The organism is Caulobacter sp. HJHS_5 (assembly GCF_056683955.1).
In genome coordinates, this window is record NZ_JBWZNC010000001.1 from 321,246 (window position 1) to 343,792 (window position 22,547).

The window sequence follows — 22,547 nt, forward strand, 5'->3', positions numbered from 1 at the left end:
GAGACTCCTCACCCCCGGGCGCCCCCAAGGGCCCGTATGGTATTTTGTTTGGGGCGAAGCTGGCGCGCTTCCGGGCGCGCGGTCAAGCGCCATGCCGTCAGATGCAAATGCCGCGCACGATCTGTGCTTGGCGAGGGCGCTTGGCGTCGCTAGAGCGGCCGCATGCTGCCGATCCACGCGGTGCTCGAAGACCTCAAGGCCGCGCTGGCGGCGCGCAACGCCGCGGTGCTGGTCGCCCCGCCCGGCGCGGGCAAGACCACGGTCGTGCCCTTGGCCCTGCTCGACCAGCCCTGGGTCGGCGACGGCAAGATCGTGATGCTGGAGCCGCGGCGTTTGGCCGCTCGCGCGGCGGCGGCCCGCATGGCGCAAACGCTGCGCGAGGCGGTGGGGGAAACGGTCGGCTTTCGCGTGCGCCTGCAATCGCGCGTCTCGGCCCGCACGCGGATCGAGGTCGTCACCGAGGGCGTCTTCACCCGCATGCTGCAGGACGACGCGGCGCTGGACGGCGTGGCGGGGGTGATCTTCGACGAGTTTCACGAACGCAGCCTCGACGCCGACCTCGGCCTAGCGCTCACGCGCGACAGCCAGGGCCTTCTGCGAGACGACCTCCGCCTGTTGGTGATGAGCGCCACGCTCGACGGCGCGCGCATCTCCGCCCTGCTGGACGACGCCCCGATCGTTCGGAGCGAGGGGCGGATGTACCCGGTCGACACCCGTTACGTCGGCAAGGATTCCCGTGAGCGCATCGAGGATCAGGTCGCCAAGGCCGTCGCTCGCGCCCTGGCCTCGGAGCCGGGCAGCCTGCTGGTGTTCCTGCCGGGACAGGGCGAGATCCGGCGGACGGCCGAGCGCCTGCGGGAGCGGATCACCGATCACACCGTCGATATCGCGCCGCTCTACGGCGCGCTCGATCCCGCCGAGCAGGACCGCGCGATCGCGCCCGCCGCGCCCGGCCGCCGCAAGGTGGTGCTCGCCACCTCCATCGCCGAAACCAGCCTGACCATCGAGGGCGTGCGCGGCGTGATCGACAGCGGTTTGGCGCGCGTACCGCGTTTCGATCCCGCCCAAGGCCTCACGCGGCTGGAGACGGTCCGCGTCTCGCGCGCCGCCGCCGATCAGCGGCGCGGTCGCGCGGGGCGAACCGAGCCGGGGGTCTGCTGGCGGCTGTGGGACGAGCCGGAAACCCGCAGCCTGCCGCCCTTCGCCCGTCCGGAAATTCTCGAGGCCGACCTTTCGGGCCTGGCGCTGGACCTCGCGGCCTGGGGCGCGCGCGACGCCTCGGGCCTGGCCTTTCTCGACCCGCCGCCGACGGGAGCCTTCGCCGAGGCGCGCCGCTTGCTGGTTCAATTGCAGGCGCTCGACGCCGAGGGCGCCCTGACGCCGCACGGCAAGGCCATCGCCCGCCTGCCGCTGCCGCCGCGCCTCGCCCACATGGTGCTGAAAGGCGCCGCCGCCGGCCAGGGCGAGCGCGCGGCCCGCATCGCGGCCGTGCTGACGGAGCAAGGCCTCGGCGGCAAGGACGCTGACCTGCGTCACCGCCTCGACCGTTTCGCCAAGGAGCAGGGCGGACGAGGCCGCGACGCCGCCGCGCTCGCCGCCCGTTGGGCCAAGGCCGCCGGTCCCGCGACCGGCGAATCCAAACGCTCGGACGGCCTGCTGCTGGCCGAGGCCTATCCCGAGCGCATCGCCCGCCAGCGTGGCGGGGTAGGGGAATATCGTCTCGCCAACGGTCGGGGGGTCTTCGTCGAACCGACGGACGCCCTGGCGCGCGAGCCCTGGCTGGCGGTGGCCGAGCTGGGCGGCGGGGCGGCGCGGGATCGCGTGCTGCTGGCGGCGCCGCTCGACGAGGCGGAGCTGCGCACGGCCTTCGCCGACCGCATGACCCGCGAAGACGTGCTGGAGCCGGACGCCAAGGGCCGCCTCAAGGCGCTCAACCGCCTGAAGCTCGGCGAGATCGTCGTCGAGGAACGGGTGGTCGAGCGGCCTGACCCGGTGATGATCGCCGCCGCCCTGCTGGGTGAAGTCCGCCGCAACGGTCTCGCGACGCTGCCCTGGGGCGAACGATCCGAGGCGCTGCGGGCGCGGGCCGCCTTCCTGCACGCGGCCGACGCCACGGCGGCCGATCTTTCCGACGCGGCGCTGATGGATCAGCTGGGCGACTGGCTGGCCCCGCTGCTCGCGGGCCGCTCATCCCTGTCGCAGCTGACCGACGCCGACCTGACCGACGCCCTGCGCGCGCTGATCCCTTGGGACGCGCTCCAGCGGCTGGACCGTGACGTTCCATCCAGTTGGACCGCGCCGACGGGCACCGGCTGCCGTATCGACTACGCCGCCGAGGGCGGCCCGCGCGTCGAGGTTCGCGCGCAGGAGCTGTTCGGCCTCGACAGCCATCCGACCGTGGCCGGCGTGCCGCTCACCCTGGCCTTGCTCTCGCCTGCTCGGCGTCCAATCCAGGTGACCAAGGATCTGCCCGGCTTCTGGCGCGGTTCCTGGAAGGCTGTGCGCGCCGACCTGCGCGGGCGTTATCCTCGGCATCCCTGGCCGGAAAACCCGCTGGAGGCGCCGCCGACCACCCGGGCCAAGCCGCGCGGGACCTGATCGGTCGGCTTGGCGTTGATCGCCTATCGGAGGACGCGATGGCCCTGCACGAAGCCCAGACCCTGAGCATCAGCATCGATGCGCCCTATGAGGCGGCCTACGATTTCGCCCATCGGCCGGAAAGCTTCATGCAATGGGCGGCGGGGCTGGCCACGAGCTTGCACAGGACGCGACGCGGTTGGGTGGCCGACACTCCCGAGGGCGAGGCGCGCGTCACCTTCACCGCCCGCAATCCCCATGGCGTGCTCGATCACCATGTGCGGCTGCCGGGCAAGCCCGAGATCTACATCCCGCTGCGGATGATCCGGAACGGAAGCGGCGTCGAGGTTTCGCTGACCCTGCTTCGCCAGCCGGACATGACAGACGAAATGTTCGCGCGCGACGCCGAGGCGGTGCGCGCCGATCTCGAAACGCTGAAGCGCCTGCTGGAAGCCGACTAGACCTTCACGTCGGCGAAGAGGCCCTTGTGGTTCTCTTTCTCGACAGAGGCCTTGACCTCCTCCTTGATCATCTCCTCGATCTGCTTGTCGATCGCCTTGCGGTCCTCGGCGCTCATCGCCTTGTACTCTTCCTCGGTCACGCCCAGCCGCTTGAGCATGGCGGCGCGCATCTTCTCGGCCGGCGACAGCTTCATGTAGTCGCCGAACTCGGCGCGGGCGGCGGACTGGCTGTCCTTGGCCGGCTCGGCCTGCATCCAGCTCATGTCGAGACCCGCCTTTGAAGGCGTCTTGCTCACGCCGCCGAAAAGCGAACCGAGCATCGAGGATGACGAGACCTGCATGGCGGGCTCCTGTGGCGGACGCCCAGGCCCAGCAAGCGCCGTGCAAACGGCGCTGTTAGAAAACCGCCATGAAATCATTGGCTTGCGAGGGCCAAGGCAATTTGGTCGGCCGACTTTGCCGGGGCGATTCTGCCGGGCTGGCTCAGCTTGCCGGTTGGTTCGCCGACCGCGCCGCGAGCGGGCGGGTGCGCTCGGAGCCGCGGATCACCGCCTCGGCCTCGGCGACGGCGGCGCGCTCGGTGGTCTTGCCCTCGGCGATGTCGTCCGCCAGCCCCATCAGCTTCGGGCCGGTGACCGAACCGTTCTGCGCCTCCTCGGTGACGCCGACGCCCTTGTCGGCGGCGATCACCCTGTCCCAGGCCGCCCGCACCGCGGCCCAGTAGGACTTGGTGGCGGCCCAGTACTTGTCGCCGGCGGCGACGTCGTAGCCGTTGAACTTCTCGTAGGTGTTGAGCACCACTTCGTGGGCGTAGGTCTGGGGCTTGCCGTCCTTCAGCCCGACCTTGGCGTTGTCCTGCTCGTGCACCCAGCCGTTGGGGGTCAAGGCGTGGCGATTGGCGCCGACGTAGTGGTCGTAGGGCGGCTTGCGCACCGCGTCGCGGCGGGCGAGGGGACGCAAGGTCTCGTTGGAGGTCCAGCGGGTCACGCCGTCGGCGTAGGCCCAGCGGCCGACGCCGCCGTAGCGAGGCGAGTCGTCGGTCTGCCAGACGGTCTGCGACCAGGCGCCCTCGCGGTCCGCCGTGCTGACCGGAACCAGGGTCCAGTGATTGGCGCGGTCATAGGTCAGCACCGTCGCCGGCTCGTAGACCCAGTCCTGCCGCCAGTGCTTGATGACCATCGGTTTGCCCTCGACGGTCGCCACCAGCAGGTGCTGCAGCACGATGCGGTTCGGAGTGTCCTCGACCACCCTCACGCTCTCGTAGCCGCCGCTGACCTTGGCCTCGAGCGGCTTGTAGTCCTTCACGAACGAAACGGTCTCACGCATGTCGAAGCGCACGCGATAGTCGCCGGCCATGGCCAGGATCGACTGACGGTCCCGCTCGCGATCGGCCGGAGCGGCGGCGGCGCGGCCGGCCGGGAAGGGCGCCTGGGCCTGGGCGGCGATGGGGGCGGCCGACAGGGCGGCGAGGGCGAACGCCAGGACGAAGGAGGATTTGGTCATTGGAACTCGCACAATCGAAGCTTCACCCCTGCATACGCCGGGACGCCTCAATATGCGAGTGATTATCAATAGCCGATAAGGCTAAGCTGTCGCGGCATAGATCATGATGCCGGTCGCCACCGAGAGGTTCAGGCTGTCGGCCCGTCCGCGCATGGGGATCTTCACCGCCAGGTCACAGGCCGCGGCCATCTCCGCCGTCATGCCCTGGGCCTCGTTGCCCATGACGATCAGCGTCGGGCGGCGATAGTCGGCGGCGGTGTGGTCGACCTGGGCGGTCAGCAGGGTGCCGACCACGGAGCCGCGCCAGCTCTGACGCCAGGCCAGGAACTCGGCCGTGGCCGCCTTGGCGATCTTCACCGCGAAGATCGAGCCCATGGTCGCCCGCACCGCCTCGACGCCGTAGGGATCGACGCAATCGCCGACCAGGATCACCCCGCCGCAGCCGGCCGCGTCGGCGGTGCGGATGATGGTTCCGAGATTGCCGGGGTCGCGCACGGCTTCGAGGGCGACCCAGCACGGCGCGCTGGCCGGCTCGATGGCCGACAGCGGCGTAAAGGTCTGGCGGAACACGCCGACCACCGCCTGCGGGTTCTCCTTGCGCGACACCTTCTCGAGGATGTCGCGACCCACCTCCAGCACCTCGCCGCCGTTGGCCAGGGCCTTGGCGGCGGCCGCCTTGGTGAGCGGATGATCGGCGGCGTCCGGTCCGTGCAGCAGGTAGCGCGGCGCGTGGCCGAGCTCGACCGCCTCGGTGACGATCTTCAAGCCCTCGGCCAGGAACAGCCCCGTCTCTTCCCGCTCCTTGCGCATGTGCAGGGCGCGGACCGACTTCACGGTCGGATTGGACAGGGAGGTGATGGTGCGCGCGCTCATCGCGACCACCGCGCGAAGAACGACAGGCCGATCTCGCGCTTGCCGTCTTCCTGCACCAGGGCCAGTTCGCCCCAGTCGATGCGGCCGCCGCGACCGGCCAGCGCCTCGGCCAGCATGCCCGCCAGGGCCGGGCCGCTGATCCGAGCGGCGTAGGCGTTGAGGATCAGGAAGCGGGCGTCGGGGGACAGCAGGCCGGCGCACAGGCGCACCAGTTCGGGCGTGTCCTCGAACAGGCGCCACACCTCGCCTTCCGGCCCACGGCCGTACTTCGGCGGGTCGAGGATGACGCCTTCGTACTGCGAGCCGCGCCGGGCCTCGCGCTGGGCGTAGCGACGGGCGTCCTCGGTGATCCAGCGGATCGGCCGGTCGGCGAGGCCCGACAGGGCGGCGTTGTCCCGCGCCCACTGCACCGACTTCTTGGAGGCGTCGACGTGGGTCACCGCCGCGCCGGCGGCCGCGCACACCAGGCTGGCGACGCCGGTGTAGCCGAAGAGGTTCAGCACGCGCGGCGGGCCGCCGTCGGCGTTCTTCGGCGCGGCGCGGACCTGGGCGTCGAGATATTCCCAGTTGGCGGCCTGCTCGGGGAAGAAGGCGAGGTGGCGGAAGTTGGTGAAGCGCCCGTGGAACTTCACGTCGCGCCAGGCGAGCGGGAAGCTTTCGACCGGGGGAGCGGAAAAGCGCCAGCGTCCGGCTTCGTCCTCGTCGCTGGGATCGAAGACCGCGTCGGCCGTCTCATAAGCCGCCGGCGACCGGCGCGACCACAGGCACTGCGGCTCCGGGCGCACCACGCTGTAGCGGCCGTATCGCTCGAGCTTGCGGCCGTCGCCGCTGTCGACCAGTGCGTAGTCGGCCCAGCCGGTGGTGCGCATCACCGTCGGCGCGTCGGAAACGATGGGGTCGGAAGCCATGCGGCTGCATACGCAATCGCAGGCCGGTCCGCTACTGTTGGGCGGGCAGGCTGGTCGCGGTGCTGGCGTAGCTGTTGCCATACCCGCCGCGTTTCAGCTCGGCGCTGAGGTTCAGCGGCGTGGAGCCGCCGTTCAGCCGCGCGCGGTAGATCATCATCGTCTCGATGGTGCGCATCACATAGTTGCGGGTCTCGGAGAACGGGATGCACTCGATGAAGTCGAGGGCGTCGGTGCCGGAGGCGCGCGGGTCGCCGCACTGGCCCACCCACTGGCTGGGGCGGCCGGGCCCAGCGTTGTAGGCCGCCGAGGCCAGCACATAGGAGCCGCTGAAGCGGCCGACCATCTGGCCGAGATAGGTGCTGCCCAGGCGCATGTTGTAGGTCGCGTCGCTCAGCTTGTCGGCCGAGTAGGAGTCGCCGAGGCCCCGGGCGACGATCTGGGCCGTCGACGGCATCAGCTGCATCATGCCCCGCGCCCCGACGCCGGAGCGGGCGTTGGGGTCGAAGTTGCTTTCCTGGCGGACGATGCTGAGCGCATAGGCATGCTCCGCCCCGTCCGGCGCGTCCGGACGGGGCAGGATCGGATAGCCGCGCTCGAGCAGGACGAAGCCGCGCGTCGCGGCCGTGCGGACGGCGCGCATCGCCAGGTCCGGATCGTTGTAGCCGCGCGCCAGGTCGACCAGCAGCGCCTCTTCCTCGGCGCTCGGCAGGGTGTCGTCGATATAGAGCACGAAGGCGCGGAACTGGTCCTTCAGCCCGGCCTCGGCGAGCAGGCGCGCGACCTGCACGAGCTCGCGGCCCTCGAAGCGCGCGCGGTCGGCGGAGGTGATCTGCGGATCGGCGGTGAGGGTGAGGGTCTTGATGCCCGCCTTCTCGGCCGCGAGCTGGCCGTAGAAGGTGGTGATGTGGCGCGCGCCGTCGCCATAGTACCCGGCCGCCCCGACGGCGTCGCCCAGGGCCTCGGCGGCGCGGCCCTGCCAGTAGAGCGCCCGGCCGCGGGTGATCGGCGACGAGCCGATGCCGGCCAGGTTGGCGAAATGCTTCTCGGCGGCCCGCGGATTGTTGAGGCGGGTCAGGGCCAGCCAGCCGGCGAAGAACTCGGCCTCCGCGGCGTCGGCGCCGGACGGCAGGCCCGCATTGGCGGCGGCCGTGTAGGCCCCCTGGTAGTCGCCCGCCCGCAGCGAGGCGCCGACCAGCGCCCGCCGCTCGGACCACATGCGCGCGGCGGCGTCGTCGCTGGGCGGCGGGGCGAAATAGCGAACCTGGGCCAGGGCCCCGGCCAGGTCGTCGCGGCGACGCAGATAGCCGGCGCGTTCGAAAGCCACTCCGGGGCTGACCTGCTGCTCCGGCGTAAGCGCCGCATAGAGATCGTTGGCGTTGGTCGCGCCCGAACGCAGGGCGATGCGGGCGAGGGCGGCGGCCTGCTGGTCGGCGGGCAGCAGGGTGACCATGTCGCGCGCGGCGGGGCCCTGCGCGCCATAGAGCAGCAGGTCGGCCCGCTTGGCGTGGTCGTCGACGGTCAGCACGTCGCCGAACCGGGCCAGCATGGCGCGCTGGGCGTCCAACTCGAAGGAGGTGTCGCGCCAGGTGCGGCGGATCAGGTCGGCGGCGTCCTGGGTCTTGCCCTGCATGCGCAGGGCCGAGGCCAGGGCCATGGCCCCCTCGGCCGTCGCCGGGGGCTCGCCGCCGAACCAGGCGATGGTGCGGGCCGGATCCTGGCCGGAGGTTTCGAGCAATTTTTCGGCGTTGGCCTGGCGACGGGCGGCGCGCGGCCAGCCGGCCAGATCGCGCCGGGCCGAATCGATCTCGAAGAAGCTCATGGAGTCCGCCGCGCCGTCGGCCAGCGCCCACAGCGCGATTTTCCGGGCCAGCGGGTCCTGCAGCGAATCACGGGCGGCGCGGATCTGGTCGGCCGAACGGCCGGTGAGGGCGGCGCGCAGGTTGGCCGCGTCCGTGTCGCTGAGCGGCTGGCGATAGGTTGCCTGAGGCGTGGTGACCAGCGCGGGCTGGGCCTCGGGCGCGGTCCGGGGCTGGGGCTCCTGAGCCGCCATGGCCGCGGCGGCGGCGAGCACCGCGATCGAAGCCCCGACCAGAACGCTCCGCTGAATCCAGATCACCCGCACTACAGATCCTCTCGCCCGACGCCCCTCGAAGCGTAACTTCAGCGTCGGGCGGCTTGCGAACGCCCGGCGCAAAATCATATTGTGTCGCCCCCGGCCCGGGCCGCAACAACGCGCGGCCATCCTCACGGCGATTTGCAATTTTCATGATCCAGTCTCACTTCAAGGGCGTCATGCCGGCGCTGGTCACACCTTTTCGCGATGGAAAGGTGGATGAAGCGGCCTTCGTGGCGCTGACCGAGCGCGCCATCGCCGGCGGCGTGCACGGCCTGGTGCCGGTCGGCACCACCGGCGAAACCGCCACCCTGAGCCACGAGGAGCACCGCCGCGTCGTCGAGCTGTGCGTGCGCACGGCCAAGGGCCGCGTGCCGGTGATCGCCGGCGCCGGTTCGAACTCCACCGAGGAAGCCATCGAACTCGTGCGCCACGCCAAGGCCATCGGCGCCGACGCCGCCCTGGTGGTGACGCCCTACTATGTGCGCCCGAGCCAGGAGGGGCAGTACCTGCACTTCAAGGCGATCAACGACGCCGTCGAACTGCCGGTGTTCGTCTACAACGTGCCGGGCCGCACCGGCAGCGACATCTCCAACGAGACGCTCGCGCGCCTGTCGCAGCTGCCGAACATCATCGGCATCAAGGACGCCACCGGCGACATCTCCCGCGCCAGCCATCAGCGCCTGATGTGCGGGCCGGAATGGATCATGCTCTCGGGCGACGATCCGACCGCCCTCGGCTACATGGCCCACGGCGGCCACGGGGTGATCTCCGTCACCGCCAACGTCGCCCCGGAAGCCTGCTCGGCCTTCATGAACGCCTGCCTGCAGGGCCAGTGGGAAACCGCGCTCTACTGGCAGGACCGCCTGATCAACCTGCACAAGGGTCTGTTCTTCGACAATTCGCCGGCGCCGACCAAGTACGCGCTGGCCGAACTCGGCCTCTGCGCCGAGGACGCCCGCCTGCCGATCGCCCCGTGCCGCGCCGACGTACGCCCGCAAATCGTCGAGTTCATGCGCGAGGCCGGAGTCCTTTAGGTGAGCAAGCTGATCGCCGAGAACCGGCGAGCCAGATACGACTACTTCCTCGAGGATTTCGTCGAGTGCGGCATCGCCCTGACCGGGACGGAGGTGAAGAGCCTTCGCACCGGCCGGGCCAACATCGCCGAATCCTACGCGGCGGTGGAAGGCGACGAGATCGTGCTGATCAACGCCGACATCCCGCCCTACGCCGGCGGCAACCGCTTCAACCACGAGCCCCGGCGGCCGCGGAAGCTGCTGCTGCATCGCAAGCAGATCGACAAACTGCTCGCCTCCGTGCAGCGCGAGGGCCAGACCCTGATCCCGACCAAGCTCTATTGGAACGACAAGGGCCTGGCGAAGCTGGAGATCGCCGTCGCCAAGGGCAAGAAGCTGCACGACAAACGCGCCACCGAGGCCGACCGCGACTGGAAACGCGAACAGGGCCGCCTGATGCGGGACAAGGGTTAGGGAGTGCTAATCGCCTTCTCCCGCAAGGGGAGAAGGGATAGCGTCGGCGCGTGGCGAAGAGGCTTGGACATGCCCGGAGAATGCGCAAGGCGCCGGCCGCTACAGAGCGCCTGCTGTGGAGCCTTCTGCGCGGCAGGCGGGTGGAGAATCTGAAGGTACGGCGTCAGGTTCCGCTCGGACCTTACATCGTCGATTTCGCCTGCATGCGGCATCGGATCGTGATCGAAGCCGACGGCCCTTTTCACGATGCAGAGAAAGATGCCGAGCGCGACGCGTGGCTTGAACAGCAAGGATTCCGGGTGGTGCGGCTGACCAATGCCGAGATCGTGGATGAACCGGAGAAGCTTCTGCAGCGTCTGCGCGGCTTGATCGACGCCCCTTTAGATACCGACCGGCTGTTCGGCGACGAGTAGATCCTTCTCCCCTTGTGGGAGAAGGTGGCCCCGAAGGGGTCGGATGAGGGGTTTCTCGGACCTTCCCGCTTCGACCCATCTCATCCGGATGGCCCGGTGCGACCCCTCATCCGTCAGCTTCGCTGACACCTTCTCCCGCAAGGGGAGAAGGGGCGCGCGTCTGAAAATGGCGGCGCCCTCCCTCGCGGTGCGCGGGGAGGTGAAGACGGACGGCGGCCCCAGTCGTCACGAGGGGGTGGCGAGAGCCCAGGTCGGATTTGGTGGGACGCCTGGAGGCGGCGGGCGGAGGTGTTCGGGCGTGTCGTCTTCGGCCGCTTTTCGCGCCCACGCCGCCTCCGCGCGTTGCGGCCAGTCGTCGGGCAGGCCGAGTTCGCGGCAGATCAGGGCGATGATCTCGACGGTCGGCCGTTGGAGAATTTCGGCGAGATCGTTATCGCCGGCGCGGCGGCCGAAGCCGAAGCGTTCGCGCTCTGGGCTTTCGCGGCGTTCGGGACGTTCGACAAGCTCGGCTTTATCGGTGGAACAGGCGGGGTCTTCGGCCGTGATGCCTTCGGCCTCGGCGGCGAAGCTCCGCGTCTCAACAGGCGGGGCGGGGGCCTGATCGCTCTCCACGGCCTGGAGATCAACGAGCAACTTGGCGCGCAGGGCGTCGATCAGACGCAAGGCCCAGGTGACGCGGGTATGCAGGCGCAGGGCGTTTTGCAGGCTGAGAATGCGCGCCGTAACCGAGGAGATAGACGCTGTTGGCGCCGAAGGCGCCGGCTGCTCGATCAGCCGCCACGCGACGGCCGCCAGCCGAGACAGAGTGTCCAACTGTTGACGCAGTACTCGACGCGCCCAACCGGGGTTGGGATTGGAAGCGACTGCGGTGGCGGTGAGGTGGGCGGGCATCTGTGTTCAGAGTAACCCAGCTCGACGACTGAAGCGGACGTAGGCGGTGGAAACGACGGCGGCTATCGCCCCCTAGCTGACGTTGGGGTGTTCCGCTTTTCAGGCGTGGGATGGACGCTGACACGGACCTGAATGAACGCGGCAGCCCGCGAGCAAACTATTCAAGGTCTCGAACGCGGCGGATCGAAATCGACCGTAAGCACAACCAACTGCCCACCGAGCAAGTCGCCTTCGGGAGAAGTCGGGGCCGCTCGGTAAATTCTGCTGAGCTGAATTGCTGCGGCATCGAAGCCTGCGCTCGCCGGTTTGGCAGAAAGCACCCGGCACTCCGTCAGAGTACCGTTCCAGGCAAGCCTACATCGGAGGTCGACGGAGCCTGCGATGTTTTTGCGTAGCGTCTGGGCGGGGTAGTATCGCTGCACATCGGCGTCCGAAGGCCGGCGTACCCATTTGACGTTGCGAACCAGCAGTGTGCTTCTGGGCGGTTGCGGCAACTTTGCGGGTGTCACCGGCTCGGAAATCATTGAAGCGGCGAGCGAGGGCGCGGCATAGTTCAAGACAAGTCCGTTCGGTGTCTCGCGGAGATACAAGTTCCAGCTTTCTCCCACGCTTGGCTTAAAGTTAGCTGTCCGCTTGTCGGGCGCGGATATCGTCCAAGTCCGCTTTGTTATCCGACCTCGCACAGTTTCTTGAAGTCGACCTTGAGCTTCCCATGATCCAGCCTTCCCTTGGCGGACGCTGAGGATTTTCATACGGCCCAATGCGTCGGCCGCAGACATGCTCGCTCGTGCACTGACTTGGATTGATGGTATCGCCTCAGCCCCAGCCGGTGTGGTCAGAAGAGCTGCCACGACTGCCGCAATGACGCGCATGGATTTATGCCTCAAGCTGGGTGCAGAGCCCTCAAGTCAGCTACGCCTCTCAGCTGCCACACATATTCCTAACCTCCGGTCACCACCCTTAGCGTACAGTCGCCAACCGCCCCTTGTCGGACCTTGGGAAGGTTTGGCCTTCGCCCTGAGGCGCGTTATCCGCCGCTGCGGGAGGTCTGGCGCAGTCTTCGGGGGACCGAAGGTCAGCTCATGCAAACTTCATGGGCGCAGAGAACCCAACGTTTCCGAAGGAGGCAACACAGCGCTTACGGGAAGAGGGGTCCGACTAATGCTCACAGCGTAACTTCGAATAGTCGATCCCCTACCTTGTTGAATTTTGATGAGCGGAGCTCCGCCGCTGGCTACGCAACTCGCGGCAACCAGATCAGAAATTCCTTCAGCGGTGTCGATCCACAAGCAACGCTCGCCGAGAACCTCAGCTACGGAGGCGGAGTTTTTGGGTTTGGGGTCCACAGGGACCGCGCTTTCTCGATTGACCGATAGGTGGATAAGCCGGCCTTCAGGCGTGTACGAAGCGTAGAATCGGAAGCTCCCGCCATCATCCACGGCGAAGAGCTCTCGACGCCTACTCGACGCTTCCTCTCGGTAACGCATGTTGCCGCGCCGGCGTTCTGTCGTCGTGATCGGACCTAACCCGTCCGACAGCTCGCCCGAGCGCAAGACGACATCATACGATGGTTCCGCCTGTTCCACTGCGATCTTGGCGATCCATGTTCCGAGCTCAAAGATGCCCTTTGGCGGGACAACTTCCTCGTCCCCTAGCAGGCCCTTCTCGATGGAAAGCAGTTGCCCGCGACCATCATAGAGTCTCTCTGTGAGCCGTTGGACGGAGAGGTATCGAGTGGCGTCCGGAGAACTGTTCCCATCTGTTGAAATGACGAGTTCCCTAGCCAAATCGATGAACTTGGTGCGGTGACGATCGTCTGCGTGCTCGTCGACGCGCACCCAATTTCCATGCCGCCGAACCACGTACAAGGCTTCGCCGACGCTCCTCGTGCTCGGACGGAACGCAACCCTCGCCGTGTAGTCGGTGGCGATGTCGGGCGGAGCGAAGCCAATTACGTTAGCGACGCGCCGGGGCCACTCGGGGTCGATGGCTGCGGATCGTAGGGCTTTGACGTGCAATGGCGGTGGCAATTCGACAGGGCCGTTCGGTGCTGGAACCCTTTCTACGAGGGGGCGGGAATTAGGCGGTGTCGGTGGCTGCCCTGACTTACCCTTCTCCTCACTGCATGCAGTCAGCAGCAAGGCTGTGGCCATCAGTGCTCTGAGCTGCATCGGGCTCATCCTGAGAGAGAAGCGCGCCATCTGCTAACAGCGGTCAGTGAAAGTCTGGTTTCCATCGTTCCAGGCGCGCGGGTGCGTCTGCTCTCAGCCTTCCAGATACCCCCGGATGTTCTCGAACACCGCCTCGAACATCGCCGGCGTCAGCCGCCCGGTGTTCGTGTTCAGGCGGGAGCAGTGATAGCTGTTGAACAGGCGGTAGCGGCCGGCGTCGAAGATCGTGCCGTGGCCGGGTTGGCCCGCCGAAGCCTTGAAGCCCAGGGATTTCAGGACGTTGCGGCGGGAAACGTCGCCCAGGGTGAGGATCGCCTTGAGGTTCGGCAGGGCCTCCAGCCGTGAGATCAGGAACGGGCGGCAGGTGTTTTCCTCGTCCGTCGTCGGCTTGTTCAGCGGCGGGGCGCAGCGGACGGCGTTGGTGATCATGCAGTCGCGCAGTTGCAGGGTGTCGTCCGGGCGCGCCTCGTAGACGCCAGTGGCGAAGCCGGTCTTCAGCAGGGTCTCGTAGAGAATCCAGCCGGCGCCGTCGCCGGTGAACGGGCGGCCCGTGCGGTTGGCCCCGGTGCGGCCGGGCGCGAGGCCGACGATCAGCAGCCGCGCGTTCGGATCGCCGAACGACGGGGCGGGACCGTTCCACCAGTCCGGGTTCTCGGCGCGGTTGACGTTTCGATACTCGACCAACCGCGGGCAGAGCGGGCAATCCCTTGGAGGCTCTGGATTGATCATGGGCGCGCGTCTAGGGGAGGGGGATGTCGAACTGGGACGAAGCGGTGGTGATCGCCCTGGGCAGCAATCTGCCCGGCCGCTTCGATTCCCGCGAGGCTCTTCTGGAGGGGGCGCTCGCCACGCTGGACGAGGTCGGCCTCCAGGTGATCGCCCGCTCGGGCTGGTGGCGCTCGGCCGCCTGGCCGGACCCGGCCGATCCGCCGTTCCTCAACGGCGTCGCCCTGGTCGAGACCGGGCTCGACCCTTCGGCGACCCTCGCCCTGCTGCATGACCTGGAAGACGCCTTCGGCCGCCAGCGCACATCGCCCAACACCCCGAGGACGCTCGATCTCGACCTGATCGCCTACGGCCGCACCTTGTCGGCGGGGGAGGTGGGGCCGGTCCTGCCGCACCCCCGGGCGCACGAGCGCCTGTTCGTCATGGGCCCCCTGGCCCAGATCGCGCCGGATTGGCGACATCCGCGCCTCGGCGAGACGGCGCGGTCGCTTGCGGAAAAGGCGAGCGTCGGTCGCGACGCTCGCCTTCCCTCCGGCGCGCCCTAGTTCCCGCTGGGCGCGCCTCCACCCTGGCCGCCGCCACGACCGCCGGGAGGAGCGGCCTGCAGCTCGGCGAGGGTGATCTTGCCGTCCTTGTTGGCGTCGATAGCGTCGAAGCGCTCGGCGGGGCCGCGCCATTCGGTCTTGTCGACGGCGCCGTCCTTGTTGGCGTCCATGGCCGCGAAACGCTCGGCCGGCGGCATGCGTTGACCGCCGCCACCGCCGCCGGGCGGGCCGCCGGCGGGAGGTTGAGCCAGGGCGACGCCGCCCAGAACCAGACTCGCCGCGGCGGCGAGATACAGGGAGCTACGCATTTTCGGGTTTCCTCGTGCTGGCGTCGTGTCGCGCCATGCGGAGGACGGTCCGCCCGCCGTGTTGCCGGTCGATTGCCTGTTCATTGCGAAAGATATACGCAGCCGCCACGAATTCGCCGCACCCGCGAACATTGCTTTAGAGGCCTCCAGCCTTTATCTAGGCGGGTTCTACCGCTCCCCGAGGAATTCATGGCCCGCGTCACCGTCGAAGATTGCGTCGAGAAAGTCCCCAACCGCTTCAGCCTGGTTCTGCTGTCGGCGCACCGCGCCCGCGCGATCTCGGCCGGTTCGGCGTTGCTGGTCGACCGCGACAACGACAAGAACCCGGTCTGCGCCCTGCGCGAGATCGCCGACGACGTGGTCGACGCCGACGAACTGAAGGAAAACCTCATCACCACGCTGCAGCGCGTGGATGAGCGCTCGGAAGCCGAGGAAGAGGCCGAAACCCTGGCCCTGCTGGCCGATCCCAGCCACATGCAGATGAGCGAGCAGGAGCTCGTGCGGGCGCTGCAGAGCGACCGCGACGGTGGCCAGGAGGAGCGCTACTGAGCCCCGAGGGCTCAGAACCGCTCTCGATCGAGGCGGCCGAAACCGCCGCCCCGCCCAAAGACGCGCCGCCAGCGCGCCCCGCCAAGCCGGCGGGCGAACCCGCCGCGCCGCGTCGCCCGCGGTTCCTTCGTCAGTACGAACTGATCGAACGGGTCCTCTCGTACGACCCGACCGCCGACGAGGCGATGCTCAACCGCGCCTATGTGTACGCCATGCGCATGCACGGGGCGCAACTGCGCGCCTCGGGCGACCCCTATTACGCCCACCCCATCGAGGTGGCGGGCATCCTGACCGAATACCGCCTCGACACCGCCAGCATCGTCACGGCGCTGCTGCACGACGTGATCGAGGATACGCCCGTCACCCGCGCCGAGATCGCCGAGCTGTTCGGCGAGGAAGTGGCCGAGCTGGTCGAGGGCGTGACCAAGCTCTCCAAGCTCGAACTCGCCGAGCACATGCGGCAGGCGGAGAACCTGCGGAAGTTCATCCTGGCCATCTCGAAGGACGTCCGCGTCCTGATGGTCAAGCTCGCCGACCGGCTGCACAACATGCGCACCCTGGGTTTCATCAAAAGCCCGGCCAAGCGCGAGCGGATCGCCCGCGAGACCCTGGACATCTACGCCCCGCTGGCCCGCAACATCGGGGTGCACCGCATCTGCACCGAGCTGGAGGAGCTCGCCTTCGAGCACCTCAATCCGGTCGCCCGCAACGCCATCATCCGCCGCCTGGAGGCGCTGCGCGCCGAGCAGGGCGGGGCGGTGGCCATGGTCAGCCACGAGATCGCCGCCAAGCTGGAGGCCGCCGAGCTGCCGGCGCGGGTGTTCGGCCGCGAAAAGCAGCCCTATTCGATCTGGCGGAAGCTGCAGCGCAAATCGATCGGCTTCTCGCAGCTGTCGGACATCTACGCCTTCCGGGTGATCGTCGACAGCGAGGCCGACTGCTACCGCGCGCTAGGGGTGATCCACCGCGCCTGGGCCTGCGTGCCGGAGCGGTTCAAGGACTTCATCTCCACCCCCAAGCGCAACAACTACCGCTCGCTGCACACCACCGTGGTCGGCCCCAAGGGCATGCGCATCGAGATGCAGATCCGCACCGAGGCCATGGACCGCGTGGCGGAAGAGGGCGTCGCCGCCCACTGGCGCTACAAGGACCGCTCCTACGGCTTCGACGCCGAGGGCATGGAGGCGGCGGGCGGCCGCGACCCGCTGGCCAACCTGCGCCAGCTCGTCCAGGTGCTGGAGCACGGCGGGGATTCGGAAGAGCTGGTCGAGCACGCAAAGCTCGAGATGTTCCTCGACCAGGTGTTCGTCTTCACGCCCAAGGGCAAGCTGATCAGCCTGCCGAGCGGGGCCATGCCGCTGGACTTCGCCTACGCCCTGCACACCGACATCGGCGACGCCACCATCGGCGCCAAGATCAACGGCGAGCTGAAGCCGCTCCGCACCGTGCTGCACAACGGCGACGTGGTGGAGGTGATCCGGGGCGCCAAGGCGGCCATGCCGGCCGACTGGCGCTCGCTGACCATCACCGGGCGCGCCCGCTCGGCCATCCGCCGCGCCATCCGCCAGACGGAGAAGGACGAGTTCCAGCGTCTCGGCCGGGCGACGATCGACCAGACTTTCCAGCGCGCCGGCAAGAGCCTGAAGGGCCTGTCGCTGCGGCCCGTGCTGGAACGCTTCGTCAGCGCCAGCGAGGAGGACCTGTTCGACGCCGTCGGCCGGGGGCGCGTCACGCCGATGCAGGTGCTTGAGACGGTCTTCCCGGGCCTCGGCGACGACGAGAAGGCGGCCGCCAGCGAGCGCCAGCGCATCGGCGACGGCAAGGGCGCGCGCCTGTTCGTTCGCGGCGAACTGCCGGCCAGCGCCGCCTTGCACTTCTGCCCGCACTGCCGGCCGATCCCGGGCGACCGCATCGTCGGCATCGTCGACGAGGTGAAGGACGTCACCGTCCACGTCATCGACTGCGTGCTGTTGGAGGCCTTCGAGGGCGGCGGCGAGGTCTGGCGCGACCTGCAGTGGACGTCCGAGGCCGAGAAACACTCGATCAGCAACGCCAAGCTGACCGCCACCATCGGCGACGCGCCCGGCGTGCTGGGTCAGGTCTGCACCATCATCGGCGAGGCGGGCGGCAATATCGTCGGCCTGACGATGCACCACCGTCACGCCCAGTTCTTCGACACCGATATCGAGCTGGAGGTGCGTGACCTGCGCCACCTGACCAACATCGCGGCGGCCCTGCGGGCCTGTCCGACGGTCGAGACGGTGGAGCGGGCGCGGGATTAGGCTCCGTCGTAGTCGCCAGTGGCGGTGGTCAGCTCCAGCTGATCGAGCTCTTCCTCGACCTGCCGATAGGCGCCGTCGCCGATGGTCCCGGCGCCGCGCAGGGCCAGGATCGCCGATCGCGCCCGCTCCAGCGCCCTGCGGCGAAGCTCGTTGATCTCGGTGTCGCGCGGGTCCAGGCCGTCGGCGGCGCGGCGGGTGACTTCCTTGTAGTCGTTGCGCAGGCGGTCCGCGATCGGCCCCTCCAGGCCGTCCAGCGATTCGTAGGCCGCCTTGAACGCGGCCTTGCGGGCGGCGGCGGTCTCGCGCTCCTCGATGTCGTCCTTCGGGAGCTTCAGCAGGCGCAGCAGCGGCTGCAGGGTCAGGCCCTGCAGCACCAGGGTGCCGACCACCACCACGAAGGCGGCCAGCTGGATGAAGTCGCGATAGGGAAAGGCGCCGGGCAGGGCCATCGCCGCCGCCAGGGTGACGATGCCGCGCATGCCGCTCCAGCCCACCACCAGTATCCCGCCCAGCGGGGCCGGCTCGTCCTTGCCGCGCAGCAACCGCGTGAACAGCCCGCCGACCACATGGTGCGCCGTGGTCCAAGCCAGGCGGACGACGACGACCACCCCGAGCACCGCCAGGGCGCCGAGGAAGTAGCGGACCCGCTGCTGCGGATCGAGGCTTTCGAGGATCGGGCGCAACTGCAGCCCGATCAGGGTGAAGGCCAGCACGTTGAGCAGCATCGTGGCGGTCGTCCACACCGCGAAGGAGGGCAGGCGGATGCGCGCCGGCATCGGGGCGATGTTGCTGCGGGCGATGGTCAGGCCGCAGACCACCACGGTGACCACGCCGGAAAGACCCAGATGCTCGGCCAGCAGCCACAGGGCGAAGCAGGTCACGAACTGGAAGATCACCGAACTCGAAGCGTCCGAGATCCGCCTTGTGATCTGAGCGTTCAGGTGGGCCGCCGCCCAGCCGACGACGACGCTGCCGATCATCACCAGGCCGAAGGTCGGGATGGCGGTGGCGACATGAAACCCGCCGGCCGCGACGGCGCCCACCGCCAGTCGATAGATCAGCAGGGCCGTGGCGTCGTTCAGCAGGCTTTCGCCTTCAAGGATATTGCGGATGCGGTGCGGCGGCTGAACGGATCGCAACACCGCCAGCGCCGCCACCGCGTCGGGCGGAGCGACCAGCGCCCCAAGCGCGACGGCGGCGGCCCAGGGCATGTCGGGAAACAGGGCGTGGGCGGCGAGGGCCACCGCCACCGTCGTCAGGGATACGGCCCCAAGCACCAGGGACAGCAGGGGCTTCCAGTTCCGCCTCAGGTCCCGCAGCGACGCGTCGTAGGCGGCGTCGATCAGCACCGGGGCGACGAACAGCGCCAGGATCAGATCGGGGGGCAGGCTGAGGTGAGGACCGCCCGGAACCAGGGCCACCAGGCCGCCGCCCAAGGCCAGCAAAGTGGGGTAGGGAACGCCGAACCGCCTGGCGACTCCCGAGAGGAGGGTCGCCCCCAGGAGAAGGGCCAGCAGGGTCTCGAAGACGTGCATCTAAGGCGATCCTGACCCGGACCGCGCGGCGCGACAATCGGCTAGCGAGCGAAGTCCATGAGGCGGCCGATATCCTTGAGCGCGTCCGCCGGGCGGTAGCGATCGCTGAGGTAGAACAGACCGTCCGGATCGAGCGTCAGATAGCCCTTCTCGACCAGGCGACCCAGTTTCCGCCGCGTCGTCTCACGCGGCATGGAGCAGATCTGCGCGACGCTGAGCGCGTTAAGGCCTCGCGGCCCGGTCTCGCGAAGATCTTCGCCTCGCAACGCGGATGTCCTGAGGCTGCGCGCCATCTCCGTCTGCAGAAAGACCAGCAGCAGGAGATAGAAGTCGAGGTCGCCGTCGAAGCCCTTGCGAAGGATGCAGAGCGTCTCGCTCCACTGCTCGCACCAGCGGTACACCGCACGAGGATTGGCCCCCTGCGCGACGATACCGTCGATGCTCTGTCGAAATTCACCTCGAACCGCGGTGTTGCGGGCTTGAGCCAGCATCGCGCGCCCCTCTGCTGCGTGTCTGAAGCGCTGCAGGGTGGGGGGCGCGTCCCCGCAGATCAATAATAATCATGGCTGGACATGAAATGTGTTGTGGATATTAATGGCTTATTAGCCTTGTTGTTTTCAGCAGATTTCGCAACGCACAAATATCCACAGGGCGGTGAATTGAGGTGAATATATAGACTGTCTCAAATATTTTGTAATTTAAGGCCGGAATCTACCCAGATTTTACGCCCGATTACAGATCATGACAGACTGATGAGAATCATTCCTGCGCCTTGTATTGCAAGGCGTAGTGCGCCGAACGGTCGCCTCCGCGCGCACCGGCAGGGTGAAGGGAGGATTAAGGCCTACCCGAATTGGTTAGCGTCTTATCGCCCGGATCGGGGCCTAACCGCCTTTCGATATCGCCGGAGACGGGCAAGCATTGGGGCCTCCCAGATGGAGCGTGCCCATGTTTTCAATTGCTCTCAGATCACCTCAAGGCCCGACGATCGCGGATAGAATCTCGTTCGCCCTGCGCCTTCACAATAATGGACCCGGCGCACGAGGCGGATTCGAGCGTGTTTCTGCGGCGGATGACCGTGTTTATTTCAATGTACGCTCTCTAGGGTTCAGCGGTCCCAAGCATCTTCTTCAATATGCCTTCTCGGACGATCGCGGGAACGTCATCCTGAGCGCCGTCAGCGCGGTTCCGTGCCCCCCGGGACCGGGCTGCGAGCCGCCGGAGGACCTGGCGATCGAGCCGCTTGAGCCGGAAGCCCTGTCGGCCCTGCTGGGCAGGGTCTGCGCGGGCGCCAGGCTGGTGGCGTTCGGGCGGGTGCTGCAGTCGAGTCTTTTGCCGACGCAGTCGGTCAAGGCGGCCTATTCGGTTGACTGCGCCTGGCGCCGCTTCATGCGGCTCAGCCGGAGCCGCCGGTTCGCGCTGGACCGGGAAGAGCCGGTGACCTTGTCGGACGCCATGCGCATCGCCGGCCTGCCGCCGCTGGAATCGGCCGACGCCGCCATGCGGGCCCTCGCCATCCGCGAGCTGTGGAGCTGGATGGACCGGGTCGACAGTCGGGCGGAGTGGGCGTGATGTTTCCCCCCAGGCAACACACGTCCAGCGCCGACGCGGCCACGAACACGCCCGCGCGTCAAACGGCGCGTCCTCGATATCGGGTCAACTGGCTTCGCGTGGGAGCCCTTTTGTTCTGTCTCGGCTTCTGGATCTTCGTCGGATGGCTTGTCAGCTGGCTTCTTCACTAGGACCTTCGACGTCCCTGGTTCGGATCGCATAGCCCGAACCAGGGACTTCCCGCCGTGCGCGCGCAATCTTCCGACTCCGTGGCAAACCGGCTATCCACGCGCGCATGAACACCGAAGACGTCCTCGAAGAATTCCGTGCGGCCGGCGCTCTGCGTGAAGGCCATTTCGTCCTGTCGAGCGGGCTGCACAGCCCGGTCTTTCTGCAGAAGAACCTGGTGTTCATGCATGGGGACCGCTGCGCGCGCCTGTGCAAGGCGTTGGCGGACAAGATCGTCGCCGCCGTCGGCAAGCCCGACGTGGTGATCTCGCCGGCCGTCGGCGGCATCATTCCCGGCTACGAAACCGGCCGCCAGCTCGGCGTCGCCTCGCTCTACGTCGAACGGGAAGGCGGCCAGTTCAAGCTGCGTCGCGGCTTCTCCATCGAGCCCAGCGACAAGGTGGTGATGGTCGAGGACATCGTGACCACCGGCCTGTCGTCGCGCGAATGCATCGCGGCCATCCAGGCGGCGGGCGGCGAGGTGATCGCCGCGGCCTGCATCGTCGACCGCTCGGGCGGCAAGGCCGACGTCGGCGTTCCGCTGATCGCGCTCGCCAGCCTGGAAGTGCCGGCCTATCCGGCCGACGCCCTGCCGCCGGAACTGGCGGCCATTCCGATCGAGGACCCGGGCAGCCGGCGCCTCTCCAAGTAGCCCAAGGACGGCGACATGAGCCTGCGTCTCGGCGTCAACATCGACCACGTGGCGACCATCCGGAACGCCCGCGGCGGCGCCTATCCGGATCCGGCCCGGGCGGCGCTGGAGGCGCTTGAGGCCGGCGCCGACGGCATCACCGCCCATCTGCGTGAGGATCGCCGCCATATCTCCGACGCCGATATCGACCGGCTCGCGGCCCTGCTGAAGGAGCGCGACCGGCCCCTCAACTTCGAGATGGCCGTCACTCAGGAGATGCAGGACATCGCCCTGCGCCACAGACCCCACGCCGTCTGCCTGGTGCCCGAGCGCCGGGAGGAGCGCACCACCGAGGGCGGCCTCGACGTCGCTGGCGGCCATAACGCCATCAAGCCCTTCGTCGCCCGGCTGGCCGAGGCCGGCAGCCGCGTCTCCCTGTTCGTCGGCGCCGATCCAAAGCAGATCGACGCCGCCCACCACGTGGGGGCCCAGGTGGTGGAGCTGCATACCGGCGCCTTCTGCGACGCGGTTCGCGATGGCCACGCCAAGCTGGCCGGCGATCAGCTCGACGCCCTGCGCGCCGCCGCCAGACAGGCCGCCGACCTCGGCCTCGAAGTCCACGCCGGTCACGGCATCGACTATGAAACGGTCGATCCGATCGCCGCCATCCCGCAGGTGGTGGAACTCAATATCGGCCACTTCCTGATCGGGGAGGCGATCTTCGTCGGCCTCGGCCCCGCCATCGCGAAGATGCGCGTGCTGATGGACGAGGCCAGATCTTGAGGGCTTGGG

At 68.3% G+C, this 22,547-nt stretch carries 22 protein-coding genes; 11 read left to right on the forward strand and 11 right to left on the reverse strand.

Annotated elements, in window-relative coordinates; translation table 11 throughout:
- The first annotated feature begins 162 nt into the window (after positions 1–162).
- On the forward strand, positions 163–2,598 hold the full coding sequence (gene hrpB / locus ACFLIT_RS01700; RefSeq protein WP_479909444.1) for an ATP-dependent helicase HrpB: 2,436 nt from the start codon (positions 163–165) through the stop codon (positions 2,596–2,598).
- A 38-nt stretch (positions 2,599–2,636) separates the two neighbouring features.
- Positions 2,637–3,038, forward strand: a complete 402-nt coding sequence (locus ACFLIT_RS01705) for an SRPBCC family protein (RefSeq protein WP_479909445.1) — start codon at positions 2,637–2,639, stop codon at positions 3,036–3,038.
- Here the strand turns inward: ACFLIT_RS01705 and ACFLIT_RS01710 are convergent.
- The 5 genes from ACFLIT_RS01710 to ACFLIT_RS01730 all read right to left on the reverse strand — a co-directional run bounded on the left by ACFLIT_RS01710 (position 3,035) and on the right by ACFLIT_RS01730 (position 8,372).
- A complete protein-coding gene (locus ACFLIT_RS01710; protein WP_479909446.1) occupies positions 3,035–3,379 on the reverse strand; it encodes a hypothetical protein in 345 nt (114 codons plus the stop codon). The genes ACFLIT_RS01705 and ACFLIT_RS01710 overlap by 4 nt on opposite strands.
- A gap of 142 nt (positions 3,380–3,521) precedes the next feature.
- Complete coding sequence (locus tag ACFLIT_RS01715; protein ID WP_479909447.1) at positions 3,522–4,541, reverse strand: DUF6607 family protein; 1,020 nt, start codon at positions 4,539–4,541, stop codon at positions 3,522–3,524.
- A gap of 81 nt (positions 4,542–4,622) precedes the next feature.
- Complete coding sequence (locus ACFLIT_RS01720; RefSeq protein WP_479909448.1) at positions 4,623–5,414, reverse strand: TrmH family RNA methyltransferase; 792 nt, start codon at positions 5,412–5,414, stop codon at positions 4,623–4,625.
- Positions 5,411–6,322 (reverse strand): class I SAM-dependent rRNA methyltransferase, encoded by a 912-nt coding sequence (locus tag ACFLIT_RS01725; RefSeq protein ID WP_479909449.1) that lies wholly within the window; start codon positions 6,320–6,322, stop codon positions 5,411–5,413. Before ACFLIT_RS01725 ends, ACFLIT_RS01720 begins: the two co-directional genes overlap by 4 nt.
- A 31-nt stretch (positions 6,323–6,353) precedes the next feature.
- The gene (locus ACFLIT_RS01730; protein ID WP_479909806.1) at positions 6,354–8,372 is read right to left on the reverse strand and encodes a lytic transglycosylase domain-containing protein; all 2,019 of its coding nucleotides are present in this window, start codon (positions 8,370–8,372) and stop codon (positions 6,354–6,356) included.
- Between the two features lie 215 nt (positions 8,373–8,587).
- Between ACFLIT_RS01730 and dapA the strand changes: the two genes are divergently transcribed.
- The 3 genes from dapA to ACFLIT_RS01745 are packed head-to-tail and all read left to right on the forward strand — an operon-like array spanning position 8,588 to position 10,338.
- Positions 8,588–9,472: a 4-hydroxy-tetrahydrodipicolinate synthase gene (gene dapA / locus ACFLIT_RS01735; protein ID WP_479909450.1), complete on the forward strand. Its 885-nt coding sequence runs from the start codon at positions 8,588–8,590 to the stop codon at positions 9,470–9,472.
- The gene (gene smpB, locus ACFLIT_RS01740) at positions 9,473–9,925 is read left to right on the forward strand and encodes an SsrA-binding protein SmpB (protein ID WP_479909451.1); all 453 of its coding nucleotides are present in this window, start codon (positions 9,473–9,475) and stop codon (positions 9,923–9,925) included.
- 50 nt (positions 9,926–9,975) lie between these two features.
- Entirely contained in the window at positions 9,976–10,338 is a 363-nt protein-coding gene (locus tag ACFLIT_RS01745) for an endonuclease domain-containing protein (RefSeq protein WP_479909452.1), read from the forward strand.
- A 225-nt stretch (positions 10,339–10,563) separates the two neighbouring features.
- On the opposite strand, the gene ACFLIT_RS01750 is transcribed toward ACFLIT_RS01745, so the two are convergent.
- From ACFLIT_RS01750 to ACFLIT_RS01760, 3 genes are all read right to left on the reverse strand, one after another.
- The gene (locus ACFLIT_RS01750) at positions 10,564–11,229 is read right to left on the reverse strand and encodes a hypothetical protein (RefSeq protein ID WP_479909453.1); all 666 of its coding nucleotides are present in this window, start codon (positions 11,227–11,229) and stop codon (positions 10,564–10,566) included.
- 161 nt (positions 11,230–11,390) lie between these two features.
- Positions 11,391–12,101: a TonB family protein gene (locus tag ACFLIT_RS01755; RefSeq protein ID WP_479909454.1), complete on the reverse strand. Its 711-nt coding sequence runs from the start codon at positions 12,099–12,101 to the stop codon at positions 11,391–11,393.
- A 1,392-nt stretch (positions 12,102–13,493) separates the two neighbouring features.
- Positions 13,494–14,129: a uracil-DNA glycosylase gene (locus tag ACFLIT_RS01760; RefSeq protein ID WP_479909455.1), complete on the reverse strand. Its 636-nt coding sequence runs from the start codon at positions 14,127–14,129 to the stop codon at positions 13,494–13,496.
- A 23-nt stretch (positions 14,130–14,152) separates the two neighbouring features.
- Here ACFLIT_RS01760 and folK point away from each other — a divergent pair, with 23 nt between their 5' ends.
- Positions 14,153–14,671 (forward strand): 2-amino-4-hydroxy-6-hydroxymethyldihydropteridine diphosphokinase, encoded by a 519-nt coding sequence (gene folK, locus ACFLIT_RS01765; RefSeq protein WP_479909456.1) that lies wholly within the window; start codon positions 14,153–14,155, stop codon positions 14,669–14,671.
- On the opposite strand, the gene ACFLIT_RS01770 is transcribed toward folK, so the two are convergent.
- Complete coding sequence (locus tag ACFLIT_RS01770) at positions 14,668–14,979, reverse strand: EF-hand domain-containing protein (RefSeq protein WP_479909457.1); 312 nt, start codon at positions 14,977–14,979, stop codon at positions 14,668–14,670. The two genes, folK and ACFLIT_RS01770, sit on opposite strands and share 4 nt — an antisense overlap.
- Before the next feature lie 189 nt (positions 14,980–15,168).
- Between ACFLIT_RS01770 and rpoZ the strand changes: the two genes are divergently transcribed.
- Together rpoZ and ACFLIT_RS01780 are read left to right on the forward strand one after the other, a co-directional pair.
- Positions 15,169–15,528: a DNA-directed RNA polymerase subunit omega gene (gene rpoZ, locus ACFLIT_RS01775; protein WP_479909458.1), complete on the forward strand. Its 360-nt coding sequence runs from the start codon at positions 15,169–15,171 to the stop codon at positions 15,526–15,528.
- Positions 15,529–15,668: 140 nt separating this feature from the next.
- On the forward strand, positions 15,669–17,810 hold the full coding sequence (locus ACFLIT_RS01780; protein ID WP_479909807.1) for a RelA/SpoT family protein: 2,142 nt from the start codon (positions 15,669–15,671) through the stop codon (positions 17,808–17,810).
- Here the strand turns inward: ACFLIT_RS01780 and ACFLIT_RS01785 are convergent.
- Positions 17,807–19,345 carry a Na+/H+ antiporter gene (locus ACFLIT_RS01785; protein WP_479909459.1) on the reverse strand — a complete coding sequence of 513 codons (1,539 nt, stop codon included), beginning with the start codon at positions 19,343–19,345 and terminating at the stop codon, positions 17,807–17,809. The two genes, ACFLIT_RS01780 and ACFLIT_RS01785, sit on opposite strands and share 4 nt — an antisense overlap.
- Positions 19,346–19,386: 41 nt before the next feature.
- Entirely contained in the window at positions 19,387–19,836 is a 450-nt protein-coding gene (locus ACFLIT_RS01790) for a hypothetical protein (RefSeq protein ID WP_479909460.1), read from the reverse strand.
- An 808-nt stretch (positions 19,837–20,644) separates the two neighbouring features.
- Here ACFLIT_RS01790 and ACFLIT_RS01795 point away from each other — a divergent pair.
- From ACFLIT_RS01795 to ACFLIT_RS01805, 3 genes are all read left to right on the forward strand, one after another.
- Positions 20,645–20,917, forward strand: a complete 273-nt coding sequence (locus ACFLIT_RS01795) for a hypothetical protein (protein ID WP_479909461.1) — start codon at positions 20,645–20,647, stop codon at positions 20,915–20,917.
- A 274-nt stretch (positions 20,918–21,191) separates the two neighbouring features.
- A complete protein-coding gene (gene pyrE / locus ACFLIT_RS01800; RefSeq protein WP_479909462.1) occupies positions 21,192–21,776 on the forward strand; it encodes an orotate phosphoribosyltransferase in 585 nt (194 codons plus the stop codon).
- 15 nt (positions 21,777–21,791) lie between these two features.
- Positions 21,792–22,538 carry a pyridoxine 5'-phosphate synthase gene (locus tag ACFLIT_RS01805; protein WP_479909463.1) on the forward strand — a complete coding sequence of 249 codons (747 nt, stop codon included), beginning with the start codon at positions 21,792–21,794 and terminating at the stop codon, positions 22,536–22,538.
- Positions 22,539–22,547: the final 9 nt, after the last annotated feature.